At 62.5% G+C, this 23,846-nt stretch carries 22 protein-coding genes; 4 read left to right on the top strand and 18 right to left on the bottom strand.

What is annotated here, in order from left to right; all coding sequences use genetic code 11:
* Positions 1-12: 12 nt before the first annotated feature.
* The 3 genes from NAV27_RS01975 to NAV27_RS01965 all read right to left on the bottom strand — a co-directional run bounded on the left by NAV27_RS01975 (position 13) and on the right by NAV27_RS01965 (position 2,475).
* Complete coding sequence (locus NAV27_RS01975) at positions 13-807, bottom strand: thymidylate synthase (protein WP_043295480.1); 795 nt, start codon at positions 805-807, stop codon at positions 13-15.
* A gap of 75 nt (positions 808-882) precedes the next feature.
* Positions 883-1,683 carry a prolipoprotein diacylglyceryl transferase gene (gene lgt, locus NAV27_RS01970; RefSeq protein WP_008569565.1) on the bottom strand — a complete coding sequence of 267 codons (801 nt, stop codon included), beginning with the start codon at positions 1,681-1,683 and terminating at the stop codon, positions 883-885.
* A gap of 9 nt (positions 1,684-1,692) precedes the next feature.
* Entirely contained in the window at positions 1,693-2,475 is a 783-nt protein-coding gene (locus NAV27_RS01965) for a sulfite exporter TauE/SafE family protein (RefSeq protein ID WP_102827923.1), read from the bottom strand.
* A gap of 213 nt (positions 2,476-2,688) precedes the next feature.
* Here NAV27_RS01965 and NAV27_RS01960 point away from each other — a divergent pair, with 213 nt between their 5' ends.
* From NAV27_RS01960 to NAV27_RS01950, 3 genes are all read left to right on the top strand, one after another.
* Positions 2,689-3,861 carry an NAD(P)/FAD-dependent oxidoreductase gene (locus NAV27_RS01960; protein WP_102827924.1) on the top strand — a complete coding sequence of 391 codons (1,173 nt, stop codon included), beginning with the start codon at positions 2,689-2,691 and terminating at the stop codon, positions 3,859-3,861.
* Positions 3,858-4,667 carry an aldo/keto reductase gene (locus tag NAV27_RS01955; protein ID WP_008569562.1) on the top strand — a complete coding sequence of 270 codons (810 nt, stop codon included), beginning with the start codon at positions 3,858-3,860 and terminating at the stop codon, positions 4,665-4,667. Before NAV27_RS01960 ends, NAV27_RS01955 begins: the two co-directional genes overlap by 4 nt.
* Positions 4,668-4,739: 72 nt before the next feature.
* On the top strand, positions 4,740-5,627 hold the full coding sequence (locus NAV27_RS01950; RefSeq protein ID WP_102827925.1) for a metal ABC transporter ATPase: 888 nt from the start codon (positions 4,740-4,742) through the stop codon (positions 5,625-5,627).
* A 23-nt stretch (positions 5,628-5,650) separates the two neighbouring features.
* Here NAV27_RS01950 and hldE read toward each other — a convergent pair whose 3' ends face one another.
* The gene (hldE, locus tag NAV27_RS01945) at positions 5,651-7,072 is read right to left on the bottom strand and encodes a bifunctional D-glycero-beta-D-manno-heptose-7-phosphate kinase/D-glycero-beta-D-manno-heptose 1-phosphate adenylyltransferase HldE (RefSeq protein ID WP_102827926.1); all 1,422 of its coding nucleotides are present in this window, start codon (positions 7,070-7,072) and stop codon (positions 5,651-5,653) included.
* Positions 7,073-7,157: 85 nt separating this feature from the next.
* Positions 7,158-8,963 (bottom strand): lipid A export permease/ATP-binding protein MsbA, encoded by a 1,806-nt coding sequence (msbA, locus tag NAV27_RS01940; RefSeq protein ID WP_102827927.1) that lies wholly within the window; start codon positions 8,961-8,963, stop codon positions 7,158-7,160.
* Between the two features lie 34 nt (positions 8,964-8,997).
* Here msbA and NAV27_RS01935 point away from each other — a divergent pair, with 34 nt between their 5' ends.
* The gene (locus NAV27_RS01935) at positions 8,998-9,606 is read left to right on the top strand and encodes a lipopolysaccharide kinase InaA family protein (protein ID WP_102827928.1); all 609 of its coding nucleotides are present in this window, start codon (positions 8,998-9,000) and stop codon (positions 9,604-9,606) included.
* Here the strand turns inward: NAV27_RS01935 and NAV27_RS01930 are convergent.
* The 13 genes from NAV27_RS01930 to waaF all read right to left on the bottom strand — a co-directional run bounded on the left by NAV27_RS01930 (position 9,585) and on the right by waaF (position 23,788).
* Positions 9,585-10,757, bottom strand: a complete 1,173-nt coding sequence (locus NAV27_RS01930) for a hypothetical protein (RefSeq protein ID WP_102827929.1) — start codon at positions 10,755-10,757, stop codon at positions 9,585-9,587. The two genes, NAV27_RS01935 and NAV27_RS01930, sit on opposite strands and share 22 nt — an antisense overlap.
* Before the next feature lie 9 nt (positions 10,758-10,766).
* Complete coding sequence (locus tag NAV27_RS01925) at positions 10,767-11,567, bottom strand: polysaccharide pyruvyl transferase family protein (protein WP_102827930.1); 801 nt, start codon at positions 11,565-11,567, stop codon at positions 10,767-10,769.
* Position 11,568: 1 nt separating this feature from the next.
* Positions 11,569-12,540 carry a glycosyltransferase family protein gene (locus NAV27_RS01920; RefSeq protein WP_180981416.1) on the bottom strand — a complete coding sequence of 324 codons (972 nt, stop codon included), beginning with the start codon at positions 12,538-12,540 and terminating at the stop codon, positions 11,569-11,571.
* Between the two features lie 212 nt (positions 12,541-12,752).
* The gene (gene pseB / locus NAV27_RS01915; RefSeq protein ID WP_102827932.1) at positions 12,753-13,751 is read right to left on the bottom strand and encodes a UDP-N-acetylglucosamine 4,6-dehydratase (inverting); all 999 of its coding nucleotides are present in this window, start codon (positions 13,749-13,751) and stop codon (positions 12,753-12,755) included.
* 5 nt (positions 13,752-13,756) lie between these two features.
* Entirely contained in the window at positions 13,757-14,857 is a 1,101-nt protein-coding gene (locus tag NAV27_RS01910; protein ID WP_102827933.1) for a CDP-glycerol glycerophosphotransferase family protein, read from the bottom strand.
* 74 nt (positions 14,858-14,931) lie between these two features.
* Positions 14,932-16,671: a carbamoyltransferase family protein gene (locus NAV27_RS01905; protein WP_102827934.1), complete on the bottom strand. Its 1,740-nt coding sequence runs from the start codon at positions 16,669-16,671 to the stop codon at positions 14,932-14,934.
* Positions 16,672-16,771: 100 nt separating this feature from the next.
* Positions 16,772-18,211, bottom strand: a complete 1,440-nt coding sequence (locus NAV27_RS01900; RefSeq protein WP_102827935.1) for a lipopolysaccharide kinase InaA family protein — start codon at positions 18,209-18,211, stop codon at positions 16,772-16,774.
* Positions 18,208-18,963 (bottom strand): lipopolysaccharide kinase InaA family protein, encoded by a 756-nt coding sequence (locus NAV27_RS01895; protein ID WP_102827936.1) that lies wholly within the window; start codon positions 18,961-18,963, stop codon positions 18,208-18,210. The genes NAV27_RS01900 and NAV27_RS01895 overlap by 4 nt, the downstream gene beginning before the upstream one ends.
* Positions 18,960-19,697, bottom strand: coding sequence for a lipopolysaccharide kinase InaA family protein (locus NAV27_RS01890; RefSeq protein WP_102827937.1), 738 nt, complete (start codon positions 19,695-19,697; stop codon positions 18,960-18,962). Before NAV27_RS01890 ends, NAV27_RS01895 begins: the two co-directional genes overlap by 4 nt.
* Positions 19,694-20,509, bottom strand: a complete 816-nt coding sequence (gene rfaP, locus NAV27_RS01885; RefSeq protein WP_102827938.1) for a lipopolysaccharide core heptose(I) kinase RfaP — start codon at positions 20,507-20,509, stop codon at positions 19,694-19,696. The genes NAV27_RS01890 and rfaP overlap by 4 nt, the downstream gene beginning before the upstream one ends.
* 121 nt (positions 20,510-20,630) lie before the next feature.
* Complete coding sequence (locus NAV27_RS01880) at positions 20,631-21,752, bottom strand: glycosyltransferase family 4 protein (RefSeq protein WP_102827939.1); 1,122 nt, start codon at positions 21,750-21,752, stop codon at positions 20,631-20,633.
* Positions 21,752-22,753, bottom strand: a complete 1,002-nt coding sequence (gene waaC, locus NAV27_RS01875; protein WP_102827940.1) for a lipopolysaccharide heptosyltransferase I — start codon at positions 22,751-22,753, stop codon at positions 21,752-21,754. Before waaC ends, NAV27_RS01880 begins: the two co-directional genes overlap by 1 nt.
* Complete coding sequence (gene waaF, locus NAV27_RS01870; protein ID WP_008569540.1) at positions 22,754-23,788, bottom strand: lipopolysaccharide heptosyltransferase II; 1,035 nt, start codon at positions 23,786-23,788, stop codon at positions 22,754-22,756. It lies immediately after the preceding gene.
* Positions 23,789-23,846: the final 58 nt, after the last annotated feature.

The raw sequence follows: 23,846 nt of genomic DNA, 5'->3' as shown, positions 1-23,846 counted from the left end.
CCGCCGCGCACGTCAGACGGCGACTGGCGCCTTGATGTGCGGATGGCTCTGGTAGCCGACCAGCTCGAAATCCTCGAAGCGGAAGGCGAACAGGTCCTGCACGGCGGGGTTGAGCTTCATCGTCGGCAACGGCAGCGGCTCGCGCGACAGCTGCAGGTCGGCCTGCTCCAGATGGTTGGCGTAGAGGTGGCAGTCGCCGCCGCTCCAGATGAACTCGCCGGGCTGCAGACCACAGACCTGGGCAATCATCAGCGTCAGCAGCGCGTAGCTGGCGATGTTGAAGGGCACGCCGAGGAAAATGTCCGCCGAGCGCTGGTACAGCTGGCAGCTCAACTTGCCGTCGGCGACGTAGAACTGGAACAGCGCATGACAGGGCGGCAGCGCGGCCTGCTCGACCAGGGCCGGGTTCCAGGCCGAGACGATCAGCCGGCGCGAATCCGGATTCTTTTTGATCATCTGCAGCAGGTTGGCGATCTGGTCGACCGACTCGCCGTTCGGCCCCGGCCAGCTGCGCCACTGATAACCGTAGACCGGGCCGAGGTCGCCGTTCTCGTCGGCCCACTCGTCCCAGATCGATACGCCGTTTTCCTTCAGGTAGCCGATGTTGGTGTCGCCCTTCAGGAACCACAGCAGTTCGTGAATGATCGAGCGCAGGTGGCACTTCTTGGTGGTCACCAGCGGGAAGCCGTCGGCCAGGTTGAAACGCATCTGGTAGCCGAACACCGAATAGGTGCCGGTGCCGGTGCGGTCGCTCTTGAAGGTGCCGTGCTCGCGCACATGGCGCATGAGGTCGAGGTACTGTTTCATCGCGGGCTCGGAACTGGAAAAAGGGGCAATGGTAAGAGGCCCCGCCGCGCTTGTCGCGCCGGCGGAGCCGGACGGTCAGGCGATGGCCTTGCGCGGGTTGTGCTTGTAGGCCCAAGCGATCATGCCGACGCCCAGCAGAATCATTGGCACGCAGAGCACCTGCCCCATCGTCAGCCAGCCGAAAGCGAGGTAGCCCAGCTGCGCATCCGGCACGCGGACGAACTCGACGATGAAACGGAAGATGCCGTAACAGACCGCGAACAGGCCGGACACCGCCATCGTGGGGCGCGGCTTGCGCGAGTAGAACCAGAGGATGACGAACAGCGCCACGCCTTCCAGAGCAAACTGGTAGAGCTGCGACGGGTGCCGCGCCAGCTGCTGCGGATCGGTCGGGAAGACCATCGCCCAGGGCACGTCGGTCGCCTTGCCCCACAGCTCGGCGTTGATGAAGTTGCCGATGCGCCCGGCGCCCAGGCCGATCGGCACCAGCGGCGCGATAAAGTCCATCAGCTCGAAGAAGCTCTTGCCGTTGCGCCGGGCGAAGATCCAGGTGCACAGCAGCACGCCGAGCAACCCGCCGTGGAACGACATCCCGCCCTTCCATACCTGCAGGATCAGGCTCGGCTGATTGAGGTAAGCGGCCAGGTCATAGAACAGCACATAGCCCAGGCGGCCACCGACGATCACCCCCATCGCCACCCAGAACACCAGGTCGGAAAGCTTGTCCTTCGGCCATTCGGGGGCGAAGCGCGCGACGCGCCCGGAGGCCAGCCACCAGGCGCCGCCGATGCCGATCAGGTACATCAGCCCGTACCAGTGAATCTGCAACGGACCGATGGCGACCGCCACCGGATCAATCTGCGGGTAAGCCAGCATGGTGATTCCTCAAATCAAGAAATGGGTACCGACGCTCAGCAGCAGCAGCGCGAACAGCAGCCGCAACACGCGCGGCGACAGGCGATGCGCCAGCCGGGCACCGAGGCGGGCGAAGAACATGCTCGTCGCCGCGATACCGAGCACTGCCGGCAGATAGACGAAGCCCAGACTCCACTCGGGAAGGTCGGGCGTCTGCCAGCCGACAACGATGAAACTCACAGCCCCAGCCAGTGCGATCGGCAGGCCGCAGGCCGCCGAGGTCGCCACCGCCTGCTGCATCGGCAGGCCGCGCCAGGTCAGGTAGGGCACCGACAGCGAACCGCCGCCGATACCGAAGATCGCCGACGCCCAGCCGATCACCACGCCGGCGAGCGACAACCCGGGCTTGCCGGGCTGGCCGGTGCTGGCCTTGGGACGCAGGTCGAAGGCCATCTGCACCGCCATCACGATGGCAAAGATGCCGATGATGCGCTGCAGCATCGCGCCCTGCAGCGCCGCGGCCGTCAGGCTGCCGAGCGCCGCGCCGAGCAGGATGCCGATGGTCATCCACAGCACCATCGGCCAGCGCACCGCGCCCTTGCGGTGGTGGGTGAGAATCGAATTGATCGAGGTAAAGACGATGGTGGCCAGCGACGTACCGACCGCCAGATGCGTCAGCACCTCCGGCGAGAATCCCTGGGCACCGAAGCTGAGCACCAGCACCGGCACGATGATCAGCCCGCCGCCCACGCCGAACAGCCCGGCCAGCACGCCGGCACCGCTTCCCAACAGCAGATACAGCAGAAACTCCATCGCTTCTGTCCCGGCGCAACGAAAGCGGCATGGTAGCGGAAACCGCCGCAAAACGGAGGCGGCGGTAGCGCAAACGCCCGTCACGGCGGCGAGTGCGGCGCGCATGCCCCGGCGCGGCAAATCCGGCCGGCGGGCACGGCAGTACCCAGCCGGTGGCTGCGCCAATGCCGTCGCCAGTTATACTGCCGCCCTGTTTTCCTGCGAGGTCGCGCCATGTCCGAATCCCTCAGCACCGACGTCCTCATCGTCGGCGGCGGTGTCGCCGGTCTCTGGCTCAATGCCCGCCTGCGCCGCCTGGGCTTCGCCACTCTGCTCGTCGACAAAGGCGCACTGGGCGGCGGGCAGAGCGTGAAATCCCAGGGCATCATCCACGGCGGCACCAAGTATGCGCTGCACGGCGCGCTGACCGGCGCCTCGGAAGCCATCGCCGACATGCCACGCCGCTGGCGCGAGGCGCTCGACGGCCAGGGCGAGCTGGATCTGACCGGCGTGCGGCTGCTGTCCGATGCGCACTACCTGTGGTCGCCGGGCACGCTGGCCGGCAATCTCACCAGCTTCTTCGCCAGCAAGGCGGTGCGCTCGCGGGTCGGCCAGGTCAAGGGCGATGCGCTGCCGCCGGCACTGCAGCATGCGCAGTTCAAGGGCAAGGTGTACCGCCTCAGCGAGCTGGTGCTCGACGTGCCGAGCCTGATCGTCCGCCTGGCGGAACTGGCCGGCGACAGCCTGCTGGCCGGTGAGCGGATCGAGCCGCTGCACGAGGGCGGCGAGCTGGTCGGCCTGCGCGTCGACGGTCGCGCCATCCGCGCACAACGCATCGTCTTCAGCGCCGGCGGCGGCACCGCCGAACTGCTCGCCGCCGTCGGCCTGCAGCAGCCGGCCATGCAGCGCCGGCCGCTGCACATGGTCATGCTCAAGGCGCCAACGCTCAAACCGCTCTACGCGCATTGCCTGGGCGGCGGCAGCAAGCCGCGGATCACCGTGACCAGCCATCCGGCCGCAGACGGCGAATGGGTCTGGTACCTCGGCGGCGACCTGGCCGAAGCCGCTGGCGTGGCGCGCAACGAGACCGCGCAGGTCGCCGCAGCACAACAGGAACTGGCCGAACTGGTACCGTGGATCGACCTGTCCACCGCGCGCTGGGCCACGCTGCGGATCGACCGCGCCGAGCCGGCACAGTCCAGCCTGGCGCGCCCGGACAACGCCTTCCTTGCCGAACAGGGCCGACTGCTGGTCGGCTGGCCGACCAAGCTGGCACTGTCACCGGACTTCTCCGACCGCGTCGAAGCTGCCCTCGCCCGCGACGGCATCCGCCCGGGCAACCATCCGCCACTGCCGGCGCTGCCGCGACCGCCGGTCAGCGGCCCGTTCTGGGAAGGTCTGCTATGAGCACGACGCTGCATGACCTGCACCGCCCGCTTGGCAGCACCGGGCTGACGATCTCCCCGCTGGGCCTCGGCACGGTCAAGCTGGGCCGCGACCAAGGCGTGAAATACCCCAGCGGCTTCGCCATTCCCGACGATGCGCAGGCGCGACGACTGCTGGCACTCGCTCGCGAGCTGGGCATCAACCTGATCGACACCGCACCGGCCTACGGCGTCAGCGAGGAACGCCTGGGGCCGTTGCTGGCCGGCCAGCGCGACGACTGGGTGATCGTCAGCAAGGTCGGCGAGGAGTTCGACAACGGCCAGTCGCGCTTCGATTTCTCCGCCGCGCACACGCGCTTCTCGGTGGACCGCAGCCTCGCGCGCCTGCGCACCGACCGCATCGACCTGGTGCTGGTGCACTCGGACGGCAACGACGTGGATATCCTGCGCCACGCCGAGGTCTACCAGACACTCGCCGAGCTCAAGCGCGAGGGCAAGATTCTCGCCTACGGGCTGTCCGGCAAGACCGTCGAGGGCGGCCTGCTGGCGCTGCAGGACGGCGATTGTGCGATGGTCACCTATAACCTCAACGAGCAAGCCGAACGCCCGGTGCTCGACTACGCCGCCGCCCACGCCAAGGGCATCCTGATCAAGAAGGCGCTGGCCAGCGGCCACGCCTGCCTGCGACCGGGCGAGGACCCGGTGCGGCGCAGCTTCGAGCTGCTGTTCGGCCATCCCGGCGTCGGTGCGGCGATCATCGGCACCATCAACCCGCAGCATCTGACCGACAACGTGCGCACCGCCGCCGCCGTACTGACGGGCAACTGAGACCCGCCTGGGCTAGGCTGTCTCCTCCGCCCGAGGCCGCTACCGCCGAAATTCGCCGCCAGGAGGAACCGCATGCCGACCGTTCTGCTGCGCAAGAGCCCCACCGCCTTTAAGACGCTGCCGCTGTACGTCGAGGCCAACCCGGACCGCCTCAACTACCAGAGCCTGGGCCGGCCGCTGAACTTCGGCGAAGTCATCGAGCGTCGGCGCCCGGTCGAGGTCCCCAACACCCACCGCTTCGCCCTCGAGCTGGCCAATCTCGGCGTTTCGGTGCGCCTCACCCTCGGCTGGCAGGATCGCGAATACTGGGTGCTGGTACGCCAGCAGCGGCTGGATCGCGGCGACGTGGTGCTCAAACTGATCTCCGGCTACGTGCCGGCTCACGAACTCAATCTGCCGCTGCTCACCGCCATCCAGGAAATTGCCGAGGAGTGCCTGCTGGAAACCCCGGAGGGTTGGCTGAGCGGCCGCTTCGGCGATACCTGGCTGCCAACGCCGTATGAAGGCCCGCTGCAGTACCGCGAAACGCCGCACTTCGCGCTCGCCTCGCTGACCGGCGCCACACGACCGGTACACTGCGGCGAGCGGGTGCTGATGGAGCGCCCGCGCGCATACGTGCATCTGCCTACGGCCTCGCTGCAGCTGGTTTACGACATGCGTCTGGAAGTGCCGAAGGACGTACATCGGCCAAGCCTGTTCCATGTCGACGAGCGTCTCGAGGACGGCGAGCTGGTAGCCCGTCTGGATCGCAGTCAGGCCGATCTCTACCTGATTCCGCTGCAGCATGGCGAACCGCAGGAGCAGCTGCTGCAGCTGCGTAGCGGCCGCCTGAGCCCGGTGGCGACCCGCGGACTGTGGCTGTCGGAAAGTTTCGCGCCGCAGGACGGCTGGGTGGTGCGCGCCGAGCGCATTCGCTGGAAGGACTGGTGGATCGGCCGCGCCCTGGCCGTCGCGCGCTGAGTGGCGACGGCCGGGCGCGGCAGCTAGGCCTTGCGGATCTTCTCGACGATGGCGGTGGTCGAGCTGTTCTCTACCAGCCCCAGCACACGCACCTCGCCGCCATAGGCACGGACCAGCTCGGCGCCGACCACCTGATCGACACCGTAGTCGCCCCCCTTGACCAGCACATCGGGACGTACCTGAGCCAGCAGCGCCTCGGGGGTGTCCTCGCAGAAGCACACCACCCAATCCACCGCCTCCAGACCGGCGAGCACCGCCATGCGCCGGTCGACGCTGTTGATCGGCCGGCCCGGCCCCTTCAGGCGGCTGACCGAGGGGTCGTCGTTGACCGCGACGATCAGCCGGTCGCCCTGGGCACGCGCCTGCTCCAGATAGGTCACGTGACCGGCGTGCAGGATGTCGAAGCAGCCGTTGGTGAAGACGATCTTCTCGCCCTGGGCGCGGGCATCCTCGACCACGGTGAGCAGTTGCTCCACCGTCATCATGCCGCGCCCGGAGCCTTCCTCGCGCTGGATCGCGCGGCGTAGCTCAGGCGCGCTGACACAGGCGGTGCCCAGCTTGGCGACTACGATGCTGGCGGCCAGGTTGGCCAACGCAACGGCCTGCGGCAGCTCGGCACCGGCGGCCAGCGCAGCGGCCAGTGTGGAAATCACGGTATCGCCGGCGCCGGTCACATCGAACACCTCGCGCGCCCGCGCCGGCAGATGCAGCGCGGCGTGTTCGGGACGCAGCAGGGTCATGCCGTGCTCGCCGCGGGTCACCAGCAGGGCGTCCAGCTGCAGGCGGCGCATCAGCTCGGCGCCCTTGGCGACCAGCTCGGCCTCATCGGCGCAATGCCCGACGATCGCCTCGAATTCGCCGAGGTTCGGCGTGATCAACGACGCACCACGATAGATCTCGAAATCCTTGCCCTTGGGATCGGCCAATACCGGAATCCCGCGCCGCCGAGCGGCCTGGATCAGCGCCTGATGATTCTTCAGCGCGCCCTTGCCGTAGTCGGACAGCACCAGTACCTTGACCCCGGCCAGCAGCGCCTCGACCTCGGCCAGGATCGCGGCCGGATCGGTGTCGAACGGCTCCTCGAAATCCATGCGCAGCAATTGCTGATGACGGCTCATGACGCGCAGCTTGACGATGGTCGGCTGGTGCTCGATGCATTGGAAATGCGCTTCAACGCCGGCGGCAGCGAGGCTGTCGACCAGGCTCTGACGCGCTTCATCCTGGCCGGTCACTCCGATCAGCCGGGCAGGCGCGCCCAGCGCGGCGATGTTCAACGCAACGTTCGCCGCACCACCGGGGCGATCCTCGATCTGCTCGACCTTGACCACCGGCACCGGCGCCTCCGGTGAAATGCGCGACGTGCCGCCATGCCAGTAGCGATCGAGCATGACGTCACCCACCACCAGGACGGGGGCTTGGTCGAAACAGGGCATGGACAGCTTCATTGAGAGGGCTCCGGGGCGCTGGAAAACGCCGCGGATCATAGCATGCCGGCGCGCCGCGGCTCGCGCGGCCCAGCAGACACGCGGATCACGCCGGCTCGTCGTCCTTGAACTGCTTCTCGTGCAAACGAGCATAAGCACCGTTGGCCGCCAGCAGCTGCGCATGGTTGCCGCGCTCGACGATACGCCCCTGCTCCATCACCAGAATCAGATCAGCTTTCTCGATGGTGCTTAGACGATGGGCGATGACCAGCGTGGTGCGGCCACTCATGGCGTGGTCCAACGCGCTCTGGATATGCCGCTCGGATTCGGTGTCCAGCGCCGAAGTCGCCTCGTCGAGGATCAGTACCGGCGCGTTCTTCAACAGCGCGCGGGCGATCGCCAGACGCTGGCGCTGACCGCCGGAAAGCAACACACCATTCTCGCCAACCAGCGTCTGGTAGCCTTGCGGCATCTGCTGGATGAACTCGTCCGCATAGGCATCGCGAGCCGCGCGCTGGATGTTTTCCAACGGGGCACCAGCCAGATCGCCGTAGGCGATGTTGTTAGCGACAGTGTCGTTGAACAAGGTCACCTGCTGAGTCACCAGAGCGATATGCCGGCGCAGGTTGCGCAGCGTGTAGTCCTCGATATCCACACCGTCGAGCAGAATCTGCCCTTGATCGTGGTGGTAGAACCGCGGAATAAGATTGGCCAGGGTGGATTTGCCACTGCCCGAACGGCCGACCAGCGCAACCATCTGCCCCGGCTCGACATTGAAGCTGATGTCGTGCAGCACCTGCTTATCGGTGCCCGGATAGACGAAGCTCAGCCCGGTGATTTCCAGACGCCCCGCCACTCGCTCACGCTCCAACGTACCGCCATCGACTTCCGAGGCTTCGTCCAGCTGCTCGAAGATGCTTTCGGCACCGGAAACACCCTTTTGTATGGTGGAACTGACCTCGGACAGCTGCCGGATCGGTTTCGGCAGCAGGCCGGCCAGGGTGATGTAAGCAACCAGATCGCCGGCAGAAGCATCGCCGCGCATGTACAGCACCAGAAACATCAGCACTGCCATCGCGCTGTAGATCACCAGTTGCAGCGTCGGCGTATAGACCGCATTGGTCTTGACCATGCGCAGCTGCTTGCCGGTGTTGTCCTGACTCGCCCCGAGAAAACGCGCCTGCTCGTATGCCTCGCCACCGAAACTGCGCACTACCCGGTAACCTTGAATGGTCTCCGAAGCCACATGGGTGACATCGCCCATCGCGACCTGGATTTTCTTGCTCTGCTTGCGAAATTTCTTGCTGGCACTGGACACCATCACACCAATCACCGGCAGGATCGCCACCATCACCAGCGTCAGCTTCCAGTTCATCCACAGCAACGTCGCGAACAGAAAGATCACCGTCATACCCTCGCGCACCACCACCTTGATCGCATCGGTCGCCGCTCCGGTGACCATGGTCACGTTGTAGGTGATGCGCGAGATCAGATGCCCGGAGTTGTGGCTGTCGAAGTAGCGATTGGGGAGCGTCAGCAGGTTGTTGAACAGCGCTACACGCAGGTCATGTACCAATCCCAGCGAGACGCGGGCGAGGAAATAGTTGCCAAGAAACGAACCGACACCCTGCAACAGCGCGATGACCACGATCAGCAAGGGCACCGCCTGCAGCAGCTTCAGCCCGGCCAGCCACTCCAGCTCGTTGAGATGAGGTACCTGGGCAAAAAAACTGGCGTCCGGGTTGTTCAGCCCATCGACGAAGAACTTGAGGATGTAGCCCAGCATGGGCTGGGTGGAGGCGAAGAGCAGGAAGCCGAGGATGCTGATTACGAACAGGCCCGAATAGGGGAGTACGTAGCGCAGCAACCTCAGATACACCTTTACGCTGGATTGCTGGGTAGAATTGGCCATTCGGCAAGCCCCATGAAATGGCTAGAGGAACAAGATGCGGATTGTATCAGCGCAGGAGCTGGAAGATTGGTTGGCCAGTGGTGAGGTCCTGGAGAAGGACGCTCGTGGGCCGAAGGTAATCGCGCTGGAGGATGGTCTGTTCCTAAAGATATTTCATACTCGGCGACAACCTTGGTTAGCACGTTTGCGTCCTGCAGCCTCACGTTTCGCCCACAATGCCGAGCGGCTACGTCTGGCTGGCATACCAGTTCCCGAGGTACGGGAGCAGCTCTGGTTGAGTCGGCAAGCAGGACTCAGTGCCTGCCTATATCGACCCCTTCCCGGACAATCCATCGAACAGCTTTATCTTCAAGCCCCCCAAAATGCGGAACAGCTGCTGCCTGCACTCGCCAGTTTTATCTATCAACTTCACCGTAGCGGCATCTACTTCCGCTCCCTGCATTTGGGCAACATCTTGCTGTTACCGGATGGCGGCCACGGCTTGATCGACATCTTGGATTTGCAGTGTAAACGCCAGCCTCTCAGTCCCTGGCTGGTGCAGCGTAATTTCCAGCATCTGAAGCATTATCTGGGCCGGCGCAAGTTGACTGAATTCCCCATCGACAGCCTGATCGCACATTATCAACTCTGCGCTGAGCGCTGAATATAGCGTGATTGAAAATATTCCCGTACCGCACCTCGCTGACTATCCACCACAGCCATAAACACTGGCAGCCAAAAATAAATCCATAACGGTTGCGGTGAAGTCAGCACACCATTACTGGTTGTCAGCAAGCTGCCCCAGCCAAGCAGTGCAAGTAGTAGCCAACGCGATCGGAAACGCCATGCGCAATGTAGCCACAGCAATGCAAAAAGACTGAACAACAAGCCACCTAACAGGCCATTGCGGTAGAGCATGGCAAAGTAACCACTATGTGGATGTTCAAACCTACCCAGGAACCGATACCCATCGATACCACAGCCGAACCAGACACCACATTGATTGACCAAGCGCGACCCAGCATCCAGCCATATATCCAAGCGATAGCTGAAACCACGACGCAGCAGCAACTCGTCACCGCCCAAGGCATATAACAGAGCCACCAATAGAAGAAGCACCGCCAATCCCAGCAGAAACATGCGCCGATATAGTAAATAACCGAAAAAGAACAAGATGAAGCCTGCCACTGCCGAGCGAGATTGAAATATAGTAGCGCACAACAAAATGACAGAACCCAGCAACAGCAACCCGACTGCCAAGATCAACGGCGAGCGCCGTTCAAATAAATCCGCTACTCGAAAAAGCCAAAGAAAAATCAGTGCATTACTGATCAGCAATGAGAAGTGCACCGGATTAATCGGCACGCCAAGAAAGTGACCATAGCGCACCCATTTTCCAGTCTGCAACCAGATCCATAGCCAGTCGAGGGCAATGAATACCAAAATGCCCAAACTGATCCAGGCGCATAGATCGTAAATCGCCTGCACATCCCAGCGTCGGCCCTGCAATAACAGGCAGCTGGCGCAAAAAAGCAGCAGATACAGTGCTTTCTTCAGGCCAGCCGCATCGCCCGCATCCAGCGCAACTAATGCCACCAGCAGTATCACCAGCCAGCCAAAAGGACGGACCAGTACGATCAAGGCAGCCGGTCGCAATAGCAACCACCCAAGGCAGGGTAAGGCCAAGCCAGCATAGAAGATATTATTGATTGCCTTGGAAGACAGCGGTAGATAGAACGCTAAGCAGAACAATCCGAACAGTGTGGCATACAACCAAGGACCGTAGCGCAGCCACTCCTTGCCAAACCACGTCATTAGAAAACCTCAAAAAAAAGGAAAAGAGCGCAGCAGGCCAGCCTGCAAGCCAGATAACCCCGGACGCACATATTCGCCAATCAACTCAGCCACATCCTGTCGTATAAGACGCTCTAGTGCAGAAGAGCATAAGGGTTCGGGCTCGTTCAGCGAGAAGGCCGAGTAGTAGTCAACAAATTTGAAATCAGAAATCAGCCCGCTCGACAGACGCAGACGTCGATTAGGCACCTCGAATGCATCCGCCACGATCAGTCCGTGCATGCTTGAAGAAAGCACGAAATCACAAGCCTGTATCGAACGTAGCACTTCCTCCACGGGCCAGAAAACATCAATTAGCAATACTCCGGGCTGCTTCGATGCATCAATTATGGCGGGATGCTGGCGATCGACATAATGCGGAATGATGCCCACCTTGTGAGTCTTGGCCGGCCTGGCCTTGCCGCCCCACCAGTGATTGGCCAGCAACCCCGGATCGCCCAGGGCTGGGCTGCCACGCAAACCAATTACCTGCTCACAGCTTTTGACACCCCGTAGCGCATGATAATGATGTCGCGCGGAGAAGCTTAGCCCTGGCGCATCCGTGCCGGCCCCCCAGATATGCAAGCGATGCGGTAAGAAAAAACGCTTGGCCTTACGCTCCCTCGGCAAGATTGAGCCAATAGCCATCATCTCTGCCCGATTTATCGGTGCGTAAACCACCGGCTTACCTGCCAACATCTCAACCAGCAGCGGAGACAGATAATCACCAAAATTTTGCTGGCTAGGATCGCTACGCCCCTTGCCACGGCACCAGTAAAGTTTAATTGCCATTCTAGATTCTCAATCCATATCGAATGCGCACCCAGGTCCGTTGCCAGAAGGTCAACCCTGGCCAAGGCCGCATGGGCTGGATAATTGCCCTCGCCAGATCTCGTCCGACACGAGTGAAGGTATACCGCTGGCGGGCAAACGCCTGTCCCGATCTGGCGATGCGTTCCACTAGAGCGGGGTCCTCCTTGAGGCGTTCAAGCTTTGCTATTCCCTCCTCGACAGAGCGATAGAGCATGACATTATCGCCATCCCTAAAGCCCATAGCCGCATCTTCTTCCTCGCCCTGACTCCAGGCAAGCAGCGCACAGCCGCAAGCCATGGCTTCGAAATTCTTAATCATATATTCGCCCATACCCACATCAGCACTGACGAAGATACGGATACGATTAAGCAACTCCACATATTGCTGACCTGAGTCGGTACGCGTTATCAACAGTTCGCTCCTTGCGGCGATAGAGTTCAGCATTTTCCTGCGTCCCTCATAGGAATGGCCATTTACGCTACCAAGGAAAGCAGCCGTAATATCGCGCTCAGCACCTTTATCCAGCACCAATTGCTCGTCGTAGCCTTTAGAAATGAAATGCGCATCCACACCTTCGCTACGCAGGCGCTTAGCAACTCCCAAGCCAGAGCTAAGGACCCTCGCCCAAGGCAACTTTCGATAAAAGAGAGAATAAAGGCGATAGTATTTACTTCCCGGCATGTAATTCTGGCAAGCGTCATGCTCCAGAAATACTAGACCAGGAACGCACCGCAGCACATCAACCTGACGTCGTAGACGCTTCAAGCGTGAGAAAATCACTACACGGTCATAGGTCGAACTGTTGTAATGGCGAAGTACCCGTCCTATTTTTTTTTGCTGCGACTTACTCAAGCGGATGATGTCGCAATCACCAAGAGCCAAGCGAGTTGAGTCATACAGATGATCGAGATTGATGCGCTGCTCATCCATCACAAGCATCAAAACTTTCACAGACTTTTCATCTCCAAAAAGAACTAAATCGCAAATAGCACCCTTGAACAAAGCTTTATACGACTCTATAAAAATCGCTGAAGCTATTAGGTATCACTGGCGCATGATGGCGCCTACCTACTGGGCCACAGCATCGTCGAAACACGGAACCATCGGCTCCTGGGTAAGAAAACTAACAGCCCCTACCACCGCATCGATGTCGGCCTAGGAGATTAAATATTCCCGATCTTTTCGCGATTGGCCTCGATCCAGGCTTGCAGTTCCCTGTCGCTCATCCACTCGCTATTGTTGTTGCTGGCATAGACGAAGCCCTCCGGGACCTTCTTGCCGGCCTTGATACGCTTCAGACAGGTGGCCCAACTGTGAATGGACGGCAGGATTTTGAAATGCTCGGGATACTCGTAGGTGTAGTAAGCATCCTCGGCACTGATCATCTGCTCGTGCAGTTTCTCACCAGGGCGGATACCGATGATTTCCTGGCGAGCCTCGGGGGCAACGACGCGGGCTAGGTCGGTGACCTTCATCGAGGGGATCTTCTTCACATAGATCTCACCACCTTCCATGTCGTTGAAGGCATGCCAGACCAGCTCCACGCCCTCCTCCAGGGAGATCATGAAGCGTGTCATGCGCTCGTCAGTGATCGGCAGCACCCCTTTGTCCTTGATGGACATGAAGAACGGAATCACCGAGCCGCGTGACCCCATGACGTTGCCATAGCGCACCACCGAAAAGCGGGTACCGTGCTCGCCGGAATATGAGTTGCCAGCAACGAACAGCTTGTCAGAAGCCAGTTTGGTGGCGCCATACAGGTTGATCGGACTGCTGGCCTTGTCGGTGGACAGCGCAACCACGCCCTTGATGCCCTTGTCGATACAAGCATCGATCAGGTTGATGGCGCCGTCAACGTTGGTCTTGACGCACTCGAAGGGGTTGTATTCGGCGGTCGGCACGATTTTAGTGGCGGCAGCATGCACCACATAATCGACCCCATCCAAGGCTCGGTAGAGGCGATCCTTGTCTCGCACGTCGCCAATGAAGAAACGCACACGTCTGTCGCCCTCGAACTTCTTGGCCATGTCCCACTGCTTCATCTCGTCACGGGAAAAGATGATGATTTTCTTTGGGTTGTACTTGGCCAGGGTCATCGGCACGAATGTGTTGCCAAACGAGCCGGTCCCACCGGTAACAAGGATGACCTTATCTCTCAACATACTGTTCACCTAACAAGAAGACTGGCGGATATGGCTTCAGCGACCCGTTGATTTGCCAAACGATCCCGTTGGCCAAAAACCCAGGAAAAATACTCCTGGCGCCGCTGTGCACGATCATCTCGCTCCAGCAAAGCTCTTTCGATAGGAACGGAAAGATCCACCCCCTCTTCTTTTACAAATACCGAGGGCCCACACTCGTAAAGCGTCAACAGCTGCGCCATGTCGTCAGGGTGCATCCCCTCATCACGCCCCATTTGGGCCATTACGTCCCGCGAAAGTTGGGGGGTCTCGATCAACAGTTGCGGCACATCGTAGAAAAGTGACTCCTCGGCCGGAGAGTTGGCATCCGACACCACCAAATCCGCCACGGATAGCAGCGCCGAGAGAGGATAAGACGTTAAGTCCAGCAGCGTATACGGGCGCCGTTGAACCAACGCCGCCACTCGCCGAAAGCTATCACGATCCTTCGCGCGCGAGGTCAGCGCCTGGCTGGGATGGGGGCGCAAGATGAGATTGAAATGCGACGGGACGTTCTGCACCAGGCTTTCTGCAAGTAGATCCCACGAACCAACGCCACGCCGACTCGGCGTAAAAAGTATGGTTTGCCGGTCCGCTGCCAACCCCAAACCAACCAGCACAGACTCGCGTTGAGCCGGCGACTGCTCGGGAAACTCGCAAAAAGGGAGAAACCCTGTCGCAGCGGTATTGACCCGAACCTGGTCGGAAAACCGGTCGATCATCTGCTGCATACGCGGCCCAATCACACAGAGCAGATCGAAATGTGCATTGCTGAGCAACGCATCCTTGCTCAGCAACATGTAGGTGCCATGAAAAACCGTACACTTCTTCGCCGCATAGGGCTTCAGGAAACTGCGATAAGGCGATCCAGTAACGATCACATCGGCGTTGTTCAACATCCGGTTACCCATTGCCAACCGCCCCAGCCACCTCGAATACCGAGCCTGTTCAAGCTGAGGGTAGAGCTTGCGAGCAGCCATCAACGTCGAGCGCCGGCTTGAAACAAAGGTGCCGGGTAGCAGGGCAGCTACCTGCGCCAAGTGGGGAACAGCCTGGAACATCTTCGAGAAATAAACGATACGGCCCATCTCACCTGCCCCTGATGCAACTCAAAATAGCCGAAGCCGGCAGGTGCCATACGCACCCAATCGTCTAATGCAGTTCACCTCCCCCCTTCCTTCACCACCAACACATCCTCCATGATCAGATATTGCAGATCCGACCCATAGAACATATTCAGCGCATCGGTCGGCGAGCAGATCATCGGTTCGCCGCGGCGATTGAGCGATGTATTCAAAGACACGCCGTTGCCCGTGAGCTTTTCCAGCTCGAGCATCAGGTCGTACCAGCGCGGATTGTATTCGCGCTTGAGCACCTGGGCGCGCGAAGTGCCATCTTCGTGGACGACTTCGCCGACGCGCTCTTTCCAGCCTTCGTTGACTTCGAAGGTGAAGGTCATGAACGGGCTCGGATGGTCGACCTTGAGCATCTGCGGGGCGACGGTGTCGAGCATCGACGGGCAGAACGGCCGCCAGCGTTCGCGAAACTTGATCTGCTCGTTGATCCGGTCGGCCACGCCCGGCACGCTGGGACAGCCGATGATCGAGCGTCCGCCGAGGGCACGCGGGCCAAATTCCATGCGGCCCTGAAACCAGGCGACCGGATTGCCGTCGACCATGATCTTGGCAATGCGCTCGGGCACATTGTCGATCTGCTGCCAAGCGGGCTTGTTGGGGTGGCGCGCGCAGGCCGCGATGACGTCCTCGTTGCTGAAGCTCGGACCGAGATATACGTGCTCCATCTTTTCCACCGGTACGCCACGCTGCACTGATACATAGGCCGCCGCACCGACGGCGGTACCGGCGTCGCCGGAGGCGGGCTGGACGAACAGCTCCTTCACTTCGGAGCGGGCAATGATCTTCTGGTTGAGCTTGACGTTCAGCGCGCAGCCGCCGGCGAAAGCAATCTTGCCGGTTTCGCGGATGATGTCGCCCAGGTAGTAGTCCATCATCTCCAGCGCAAGCTTCTCGAACAGCGCCTGCATGCTGGCGGCGTAGTGGATATATGGATCGTCGGCGATATCACCCTCGCGCTTGGGACCGAGCCACTCGATCAGCTTCGGCGAGAAGTAGTAGCCCTTGCCGTTCTCCTTGTAGCGACGGAAACCGATGACGTTGGCGTAATCGGTGTTGATGATCAGCTCGCCATTCTCGAATTTCGCCAGGCGAGAGAAATCGTACTTGGCCGCGTCGCCGTAGGGCGCCATGCCCATGACCTTGAACTCGCCATCGAGCATCTCGAAGCCGAGGTATTCGGTGATCGCTCCGTACAGACCGCCCAGCGAATCCGGATCGTAGAACTCCTTGATCTTATGAATCCTGCCGTTCTCGCCCCAGCCGAAGAACGTGGTGGCGTACTCACCCTTGCCGTCGATGCCCATGATCGCGGTCTTCTCGGTGAAGCCGGAGCAGTGGTAGGCGCTGGAAGCGTGAGCCAAGTGATGCTCGACCGGCTGCAGCTTGACCTTTTTCAGATCGAAGCCCAGCTGTTGCAAGCACCATTGGATGCGCTTCTTGTAGCGATAATAGCGACGGTTGCCCATGAGAATGGCGTCGAGCGCGCGGTCCGGGGCGTACCAGTAGCGCTTGGCGTAGTGCCAACGGGCTTTCTCGAAAATGCTGATGGGCGCAAAGGGAATCGCCACCACGTCGACGTCGCTCGGCTTGATGCCGGCCTGCTCCAGGCAGAACTTGGCGGACTCGTAGGGCATGCGGTTCTTCGCGTGCTTGTCGCGCACGAAGCGCTCCTCCTCGGCAGCAGCGATGAGCTTGCCGTCGATGTAGAGGGCAGCGGAAGGATCATGGCTGAGGGCGCCGGAAAGGCCGAGAATCGTCAATGCCACGGATGAAAGCCTCTTGAAAAGCGAGCTGGACGCCTGAAGCCGGAGGCTTGAAGCAACAGCGGATGTTTAGTTCAGCTCCGCAGAGCGTGTTCTTCCAGCTTCAAGCATCGGGCTCCAAGCTGTCCTTCGGTATTCGTTCGGCCAGCAGCCGATGCAGCGCCGAGTCGGCCGGCCAGTTGCGCAGAAAACGTGCGCGATCACGCGTATAGGCGCGACTGAAACCCGCCTCGCTGCGGTGTTGCTGCGCAGCATCCAGATCGATCAGCGTCCAGCACCCCTGATCCCAGAGCAGGTTGGTACCCTTAAGATCACCGTGGCTGATGCGCTCTCGACGTAGCGCAGCGAACAACTGATCGAGTGCCCGCAACTCGGATTCGGGCGGCGAACCAGCGAGGTACGGCTGGAAACGGGCAATTATATCCTCGCCGCCGCTGTATTCGGTAATCAGATAGCTGCGTTGGCGCAGGCCCAGCCAACGCCGTTCCAGCATGGCCAGCGGTCGTGGCGTGGCGATGCCGAGAAAACTCAGGCGATTTCCCTCGACCCAGCTGTGCCAGGCACGGCTGGGTCGCCAGCAGCGACGCAGCCAGTGGCCCAGGCCCTTGATGTTGTAGCGCTTGATGACCAGCGGCCGGCCGGCTGTCTCGATCAGCGCCACGCTGGCACTGCCGCCCCGCTTCATTGCACGTCCCGACTCGAGCGCCATATCCGGCGCGTCCAGCAGACTCTCCAGTACAGTCGCCTCGCTGCGACGAACGATGCGTAGCTCACTCAGGCTGCGCCTTACGCTGAACAGCGAGCAGTCGCGGCCAAGCTTGCCGAGATAGTCGCGCAGTCGCCAGCGACGTACGCCTGCGATCTCCCGCAGCAGAGCCTCCAACGGCAGGGCATGCTCGCCGTTGACCAAGATGTAGTGCACCAGCAGTTCTTCGATGTACGGCTCCAGACCAGCCGGCAGCTGCGCGAAGAACACGCCGAGGTTGGCCAGCACCTTGTCGCGTGCCAGCGGCTGGCCGGGAGTCTGCGCCTGAATGCCGCCACCATCGATGATGAATAGATGGCCGTCATGCCGCAGCAGATTGTCCAGATGCAGATCGTCCTGCCACAGGCCGCGCGCGTGTAATTGCGCGATGGCGCCCAGCGCTTCCCCCAGCACCGTCTGCTGGAGATCGGACAGCGGCGGTTCGTGCTCCACCGCCCGCCAGGCCTGTTCCAGACTTTCGGCGCCAACGAGGAAGTCGAAGAGCAACCAGCCACCCAGCCCAGTCTCAAAGCCCTCGGAGAGCAACGCCGGGGTACTCATGCCCTGCTCGGCCAGTAACCGAGCACCGTGGCGCTCGCGTTGGAAATGGCGCTCAGCCTTAGCGCCGACCAGCAGCTTGGCCAGCACGATACGTCCCTGCCATTCGGCCCTACCGACATAACGCTGCCCCGGCAGCACGCGCAGCCACTGCAACATGCGCAGTTCGCCGGCGGGCAGCACAAGCGTCAGCGGCAGCGCCGGCGAGCGGCCGGCGCGGGTCAGTTCGTTCAGTTTCATGCGCGTGCCTGCTTGCTACGGTGGCGGCCAGCGATCTTTTCCAGCCAGGCGTCGATAGCCGGATCATGCTCGTCCTGCTGCAGATAACCCGCCAGCAGTTGTCGCACCTCGTTCTGGCCCCAGGCAGCGGCACGGCGCAACAGGGCTTCGAGGTCGACGACACGATCGTTGCGCCCAGGCAGCAGTGGCCGGGTCTTTTCCAGATCGATGAGGCAGGCTTCGAAGCGCTCTCCGACCGGGCGCAGAAAGATGTGCTTGGGATAAAAACAGCCGTGGCGCTGACCGGCCTCATGCAGTGTGCGGGCTAGTTCGGCGCAGGCCCGCAGCACGGCCGCCCGAGTCGCTAGAGGCTGCTCACTCCAACTAATCAGCCAGCTGTCGAGGTCCCGCCAGTCGTCCAGCGCGCGAGTGAGCAGGATGGCACGATGCTCGCCGGCGACTCGCCGCGCGCCGAAATATACGGCCTGCAGCGCCGGTATACCCAGGCGCTGGTAGCGCTGAATGTTGCGAAATTCGCAGGCGAACGTCGGCTCGCCGAACGGATGGCGCAGGCTGTGAGTCAGGTAGTTGCTCTGTCGCTTCAGATAATAGGCCGTATCGCCCAACTCCAGGCGAAACACGCTACTCCAGCCGCCGCGACCGGTATTGGGCATATCGACCGATTCGAGCTGCACGGCCCAGAGTGCATCGAAGCTGGCCAGCCCGTGCGCGTCGAGCAGGGGCCGATCAGTAACGGAAAAAAACTCGTTCATTCGCGCCCCTCGAAATACTCCAGCACCTGCGCGATCAGCACCCGATCAGCCGGTATCAGCCGCCCACGCCGCTGGTACTGCAGGTAGAAGCGCAGGCGTTGGGTGCGACTCAAATGGTACTTGGCCACCTTATCCAGGCAGGCCAGATCCTTGATGATGCGCCGCCGCAGGAAAGGCCCCCACCAGAAGGCGCCAGAGGGGCAGTCGATCAGGAACAGCCCGCCGTCCTCATTGATCAGCAGGTTGCGCCATTTCAGGTCGTTGTGGGCGAAATGGTGATCATGCAGGGTGCGGGTAGCATGCGCCAGCTGGCGACTGATGCGCGCAACCCAGTGGCGATCGCTCAGACGCGGGTCGTTGTTCGCCGCCATGGCCGCCATGTCGACAGTGTTGGGCACTTCCAGCGTGATCAGCGCGCCACGCAGGAATGCGCCACCACGACGCTCCAGGCCCCAGGCCACCACCGGCGCGACGGGAATACCCCAGCGCGCGAAGTGCCGCAGATTCTGCCATTCGGCCTTGACCCGCGGCCGCCCGAGAAAGCGCCGCAGCCCTTTGCCGGCAGCCCAATAACGTTTGACGTAGTAGCGCAAGCCGCCGCATTCGACGCGAATCACCTCGGATAACGGATCGCTGGCGATCGCCTCGCCGGTCAGCGCGAACACCGTCGGCAGATCGGCGAATGCCCGGACCGCCTCGGTGGGCGTGCCGGTCGCGAGCTGCCAGCCACTCACGCCTGTGCGCCCGGCGCGTACTTGCGCGCATAGCGACTGGACAGCCGCTCGGCCTTGCGCTGCAGCCAGGCGAGCAGATGCGCCTCGTCATGCAGGATGTCACGCAAGGGCCGCTGAAAATAGCCGCGCAGAAACCGCAACTTGTCACGCCGCGTCAGGCCGATGCCCAGCGCCGAGAAGTACAGCCCGGCCAGGTCCTTGTCGCGCCAGCGGCGCGGTGTCTGCGCTCGGGTCTGCGCGCGGTGCAGGTCGATCAGCGACAGGCGGAAATTGCTCGCTGTAACGGGCTTGTCGGTGTGCAGCAGGAAGTGACAGATATAGAAGTCCCGATGATTCACACCGGCGCGGTGCATGGTACCGGCCATGCGGGCAACTTCGGCGATCAGTGCGCGCTTGAGCGCCGGTAGCGGCGGCTGCTCGCGCCAGTTCACCGAGAAATCCTCAAGACTGACGGTCGGCGCCAGCTCCTCGGTGACGATGAACGAATGCTGGCTGGCCGGATTGGCCCCGCGCTCGCCGTACGCGACGGCGGTCATGGTCGGTACGCCGACTTCGTGCAGACGCTGGATCGCCCGCCATTCCTGGCCGGCGCCGAGCACCGGGGCCTTGGCGGTGAGCAGATTCTTGACGATCTCGCCCCAGCCGATACCGCGGTGAATCTTGACGAAGTAGCCGCGCCCTTCGACCTCGGTACGCAGCGTGCGACGGCCTTCCAGCTCGCGGTAGACCTGGCCTTCGAGGCGCTCGACCTCGGCGAAGGCATCCTTGCCCCGCCACAGGCTCTTGAAGGGTTCGGCGAGGATCAGTTGCATGGTGGCCCCTCCGCCAGAGGGGGCACGGTGTAGCCTTGCCCACCACTGACGCACTGCGGCAGCGCCGACGAATAAGCACTACGCGTGTTATCCAGCCTGCGGGGCAGGCAGCAAGGCCGAATCATTTGCCCTCCGCAAGAATCACGTCGGCCGCCTTATGCGGCATGGAGTAGAGGTCCGCGGTCTCGGCATAAGCCAGGGCGTTGCGTCGCCAGCGGGCACGCTGCTCGTCATCGGCGAGCGTCAGCGCCAGCAACTGGTCGAGCGTCGCCTGCTCGAACGGACTGGGCACCACACAGCCGCAGGCGGCGTCTTCAATGTAATGCGCGTAGCCACAGACATCGCTGACCAGCACCGGCAAGCCGGCGACCAGCGCTTCCAGCAGCACGGTGCCGGTGTTCTCGTTGTAAGCCGGGTGGATCAGCAGGTCGGCACCGAGCAGGAAGCGCGGGATGTCGCTGCGCCCCTTGAGGAACTCGACCATGCTGGAAACGCCCAGCGCCTTGGCCTGCAGCTTGAACGGCTTGGGATCATCCTGGCCGATCACCAGCAGCCGCGTGCGCTGCTTCAGCTCGCGCGGCAACGCGGCGAGCGCCTTGAGGCTGCGATCGACGCCCTTGGTCTTGAAGCCGGAGCCGATCTGCACCAGCAACAGCTCGTCGGGGCGCAGCTCGAATTCTTCGCGGAACTCGGCGCGGATCGCTGCGGCATTGGCCGGCGCGCGGCGGTCCGCGGCGATGCCCGGTGGCAGCAGGTGAAAACGCTCGGCCTGGGTGCCGTAGTGTTTGACGAACAGTGGCTGCTGCACCTCGGAGATCATCAGGATCTCGGTCTTTGCTTGCGGGTCGAACACCGCGCGCTCGTACTCGGCGAAATGCTTGTAGCGGCCCCAGCGCCGGTAGATCGGGTTGCGCAGCGTCTGCGCCTTGTCCTCGAAGCAGGGGTCGGCGGCGTAGTAGACGTCGAGCCCCGGCATCTTGTTGAAACCAATCACGCGATCCACCGGGCGGCGCGCCAGGTCGGCCTCGACCCACGCGGTGAAGCGCTCGTTGCGGGTGTGGTTGAACAACGCTTTGACCGGCGCGATCAGCACCTCGAAGCCGTCCGGCACTTCGCCTTCCCAGATCATCGCGTAGACGCGGATGGTATGGCCACGGCGCTGGCATTCCAGGGCGATACGCATGAAATCGCGCTGCAGCCCGCCGAAGGGGAAGTACTTGTAGAGGATGAACGCCAGTTGCATCAGTCGGACTCCGTGGCCCGCAGCAGGGCATTCAATTCAGCGACGACGCGCTCGGGGCGCAGCTCGTCGAAACAGGGCCGGTGCCGGTCGCCGCTGCCGGCGCTCGGCCCGCTGGCGCACAGGTGCACCTGCGAGCGCCCGTAGGCGCCAACGCGCCCGGGCAGCGTCGGACCATAGAGTGAAATAGCCGGCACATCCAGCGCTGCCGCCAGATGCCCGAGACCGGTATCTACCGCGACGCAAGCGCGCGCACCGGCGATCACCCGGGCGATACCCGCCAGATTCAGTTTCGGCAGCACCGCCGCGTTGCCGATGCCATCGGCGATGCGCTCGGCGCGGGCCTTCTCCTCGGCGTTGCCCCACGGCAGCCGGATCGCCCAGCCGGCATCGCTCATGCGCTCGGCCAGCTCGCGCCAGTAGGCTTCCGGCCAGTGTTTGCTCGGCCAGGTAGTACCGTGGAGGAACAGCAGGTACGGCTGCTCGCCCGGCGCAGCCATCCGCGCACGGTCCAGCCCGTAGTCGCCGATGCCGGTCGGCAGCGGATAACCGAGCGCCTGGGCGAACAGCTGGCGCACCCGCTCCAGCGCGTGCTGCTCACGCGGCACGGCGTAACACCGGTCATAGAAGCGCGCAGCCAGCGGCTCGCGGGCCGAATCACGGTCCAGGCCGGCCACCGGCGCCTTGACGTAGCGGGTCAGCCAGGCGCTTTTCAGCAGCCCCTGGGCGTCGATCACCAAGTCGTAGCGGGTTTCGCGCAGACGTGCCTTGAAGCGGCGCCACTCACCGGAGCGGAGGGTTTGCCACGGCTGCTTGCGCCAGCGGCGGATAGCCACCGGAATCACCTGATCCACCGCCGGATGCCAGGCGGGAATCTCGGCGAAACCTTCTTCCACTACCCAGTCGAAGCGGATGCCGGGAATGGCCCGCTGCGCGTCGGTGAGCGCTGGCAGCGTATGCACGACGTCGCCCAACGAAGAGGTCTTGACCAGCAGCACCTTCAATCAGCGCACCTCGACCGGCTGCGGCAGCAGGCGCCCCAGCGCCTCGATCACGCGGGCCGGGTCCAGTTCGCGCAGGCAGTTGGTATGGCCGAAGCGGCAGGTGCGTTCGAAGCAGGGGCTGCACTCCAGCCCCAGGCGCACGACCTCGACCTGCTCGGACAACGGCGGGGTGAACGCCGGCGAGGTCGAGCCGTACACCGCCACCAGCGGACGACCGAGCGCGGCGGACACGTGCATCAGTCCCGAGTCGTTGGAAACCACCGCCTCGGCGCAAGAGAGCAGGTCAATTGCCTCGGCCAGGCTGGTTTCGCCGGCCAGGTTCACCGCCTCCTCGCGCAGGCCGGGAATCAGCCGCGCGCGGATGTCCTCGCCGACTGCATGGTCGTTCTTCGAGCCGAACAGCCAGACCTGCCAGCCTTCACGGATTTTCGCCTCGGCAACCTGGGCGAAGTGCTCGGCCGGCCAGCGCTTGGATTCGCCAAACTCGGCCCCCGGACACAGCGCCAGCACCGGCTGTTCGACATTCAGGCCGAAGCGCGCCAGCGCCGCCGCGCGCGTCGTCGCATCGATACGCAGCGACGGGTGCGGATAGGGCCGCGGCAGTTCGGCATCCGGCTCGAACGCCAGCGCCATGAAGCGCTCGATCATCAGCGGATAGCGTTGCTTGTCGAGCTTGCGGATATCGTTGAGCAGGCCGAAGCGCATTTCGCCGCGCCAGCCGGTGCGCTTGGGAATCCCGGCGAAGAATGGCACCAGCGCGGACTTCAGCGAGTTGGGCAGCAGTATGGCCTGCTGATACTGGCCACGCAGGCCCTGCGCGACCTTGCGCCGGGTCGCCAGGTCGAGCACGCCGTGGCCGAGCGGAAAGCTCAGCGCCTGGCGCACTTCGGGCATGCGTTCGAGGATCGGCCGGCTCCACTCGGGTGCCAGCACGTCGATCTGGCAGTCGGGGTGGCGCTGTTTGAGGCAGACGAACAGCGTCTGCGCCATCACCATGTCGCCGACCCAGCTGGGACCTACGATCAGAATATTCATAAGCGGGAAGTCATCAGCGTGAAGCTGGAAGTCGGTGCCGGAGTGTTGGTCACGTCCA

Source organism: Stutzerimonas degradans, from assembly GCF_024448505.1.
Classification (GTDB): Bacteria; Pseudomonadota; Gammaproteobacteria; order Pseudomonadales; family Pseudomonadaceae; genus Stutzerimonas; species Stutzerimonas degradans.
Note: the sequence above shows the minus strand (reverse complement) of the source record. Positions and strands in the feature narration are given on the sequence as shown.

Bases quoted from the DNA above. Each gene is read 5' to 3' on its own strand.
- rfaP (WP_102827938.1), bottom strand. From the start codon at position 20,509: ATGCAACTGATCCTCGCCGAACCCTTCAAGAGCCTGTGGCGGGGCAAG.
- NAV27_RS01910 (WP_102827933.1), bottom strand. From the start codon at position 14,857: ATGGGCCGTATCGTTTATTTCTCGAAGATGTTCCAGGCTGTTCCCCAC.
- NAV27_RS01955 (WP_008569562.1), top strand. From the start codon at position 3,858: ATGAGCACGACGCTGCATGACCTGCACCGCCCGCTTGGCAGCACCGGG.
- NAV27_RS01950 (WP_102827925.1), top strand. From the start codon at position 4,740: ATGCCGACCGTTCTGCTGCGCAAGAGCCCCACCGCCTTTAAGACGCTG.
- NAV27_RS01880 (WP_102827939.1), bottom strand. From the start codon at position 21,752: ATGCAACTGGCGTTCATCCTCTACAAGTACTTCCCCTTCGGCGGGCTG.
- NAV27_RS01975 (WP_043295480.1), bottom strand. From the start codon at position 807: ATGAAACAGTACCTCGACCTCATGCGCCATGTGCGCGAGCACGGCACC.
- NAV27_RS01925 (WP_102827930.1), bottom strand. From the start codon at position 11,567: ATGGCAATTAAACTTTACTGGTGCCGTGGCAAGGGGCGTAGCGATCCT.
- NAV27_RS01895 (WP_102827936.1), bottom strand. From the start codon at position 18,963: ATGAACGAGTTTTTTTCCGTTACTGATCGGCCCCTGCTCGACGCGCAC.
- NAV27_RS01900 (WP_102827935.1), bottom strand. From the start codon at position 18,211: ATGAAACTGAACGAACTGACCCGCGCCGGCCGCTCGCCGGCGCTGCCG.
- msbA (WP_102827927.1), bottom strand. From the start codon at position 8,963: ATGGCCAATTCTACCCAGCAATCCAGCGTAAAGGTGTATCTGAGGTTG.
- waaF (WP_008569540.1), bottom strand. From the start codon at position 23,788: ATGAATATTCTGATCGTAGGTCCCAGCTGGGTCGGCGACATGGTGATG.
- NAV27_RS01965 (WP_102827923.1), bottom strand. From the start codon at position 2,475: ATGGAGTTTCTGCTGTATCTGCTGTTGGGAAGCGGTGCCGGCGTGCTG.
- hldE (WP_102827926.1), bottom strand. From the start codon at position 7,072: ATGAAGCTGTCCATGCCCTGTTTCGACCAAGCCCCCGTCCTGGTGGTG.
- NAV27_RS01935 (WP_102827928.1), top strand. From the start codon at position 8,998: ATGCGGATTGTATCAGCGCAGGAGCTGGAAGATTGGTTGGCCAGTGGT.
- pseB (WP_102827932.1), bottom strand. From the start codon at position 13,751: ATGTTGAGAGATAAGGTCATCCTTGTTACCGGTGGGACCGGCTCGTTT.
- lgt (WP_008569565.1), bottom strand. From the start codon at position 1,683: ATGCTGGCTTACCCGCAGATTGATCCGGTGGCGGTCGCCATCGGTCCG.
- NAV27_RS01960 (WP_102827924.1), top strand. From the start codon at position 2,689: ATGTCCGAATCCCTCAGCACCGACGTCCTCATCGTCGGCGGCGGTGTC.
- NAV27_RS01930 (WP_102827929.1), bottom strand. From the start codon at position 10,757: ATGACGTGGTTTGGCAAGGAGTGGCTGCGCTACGGTCCTTGGTTGTAT.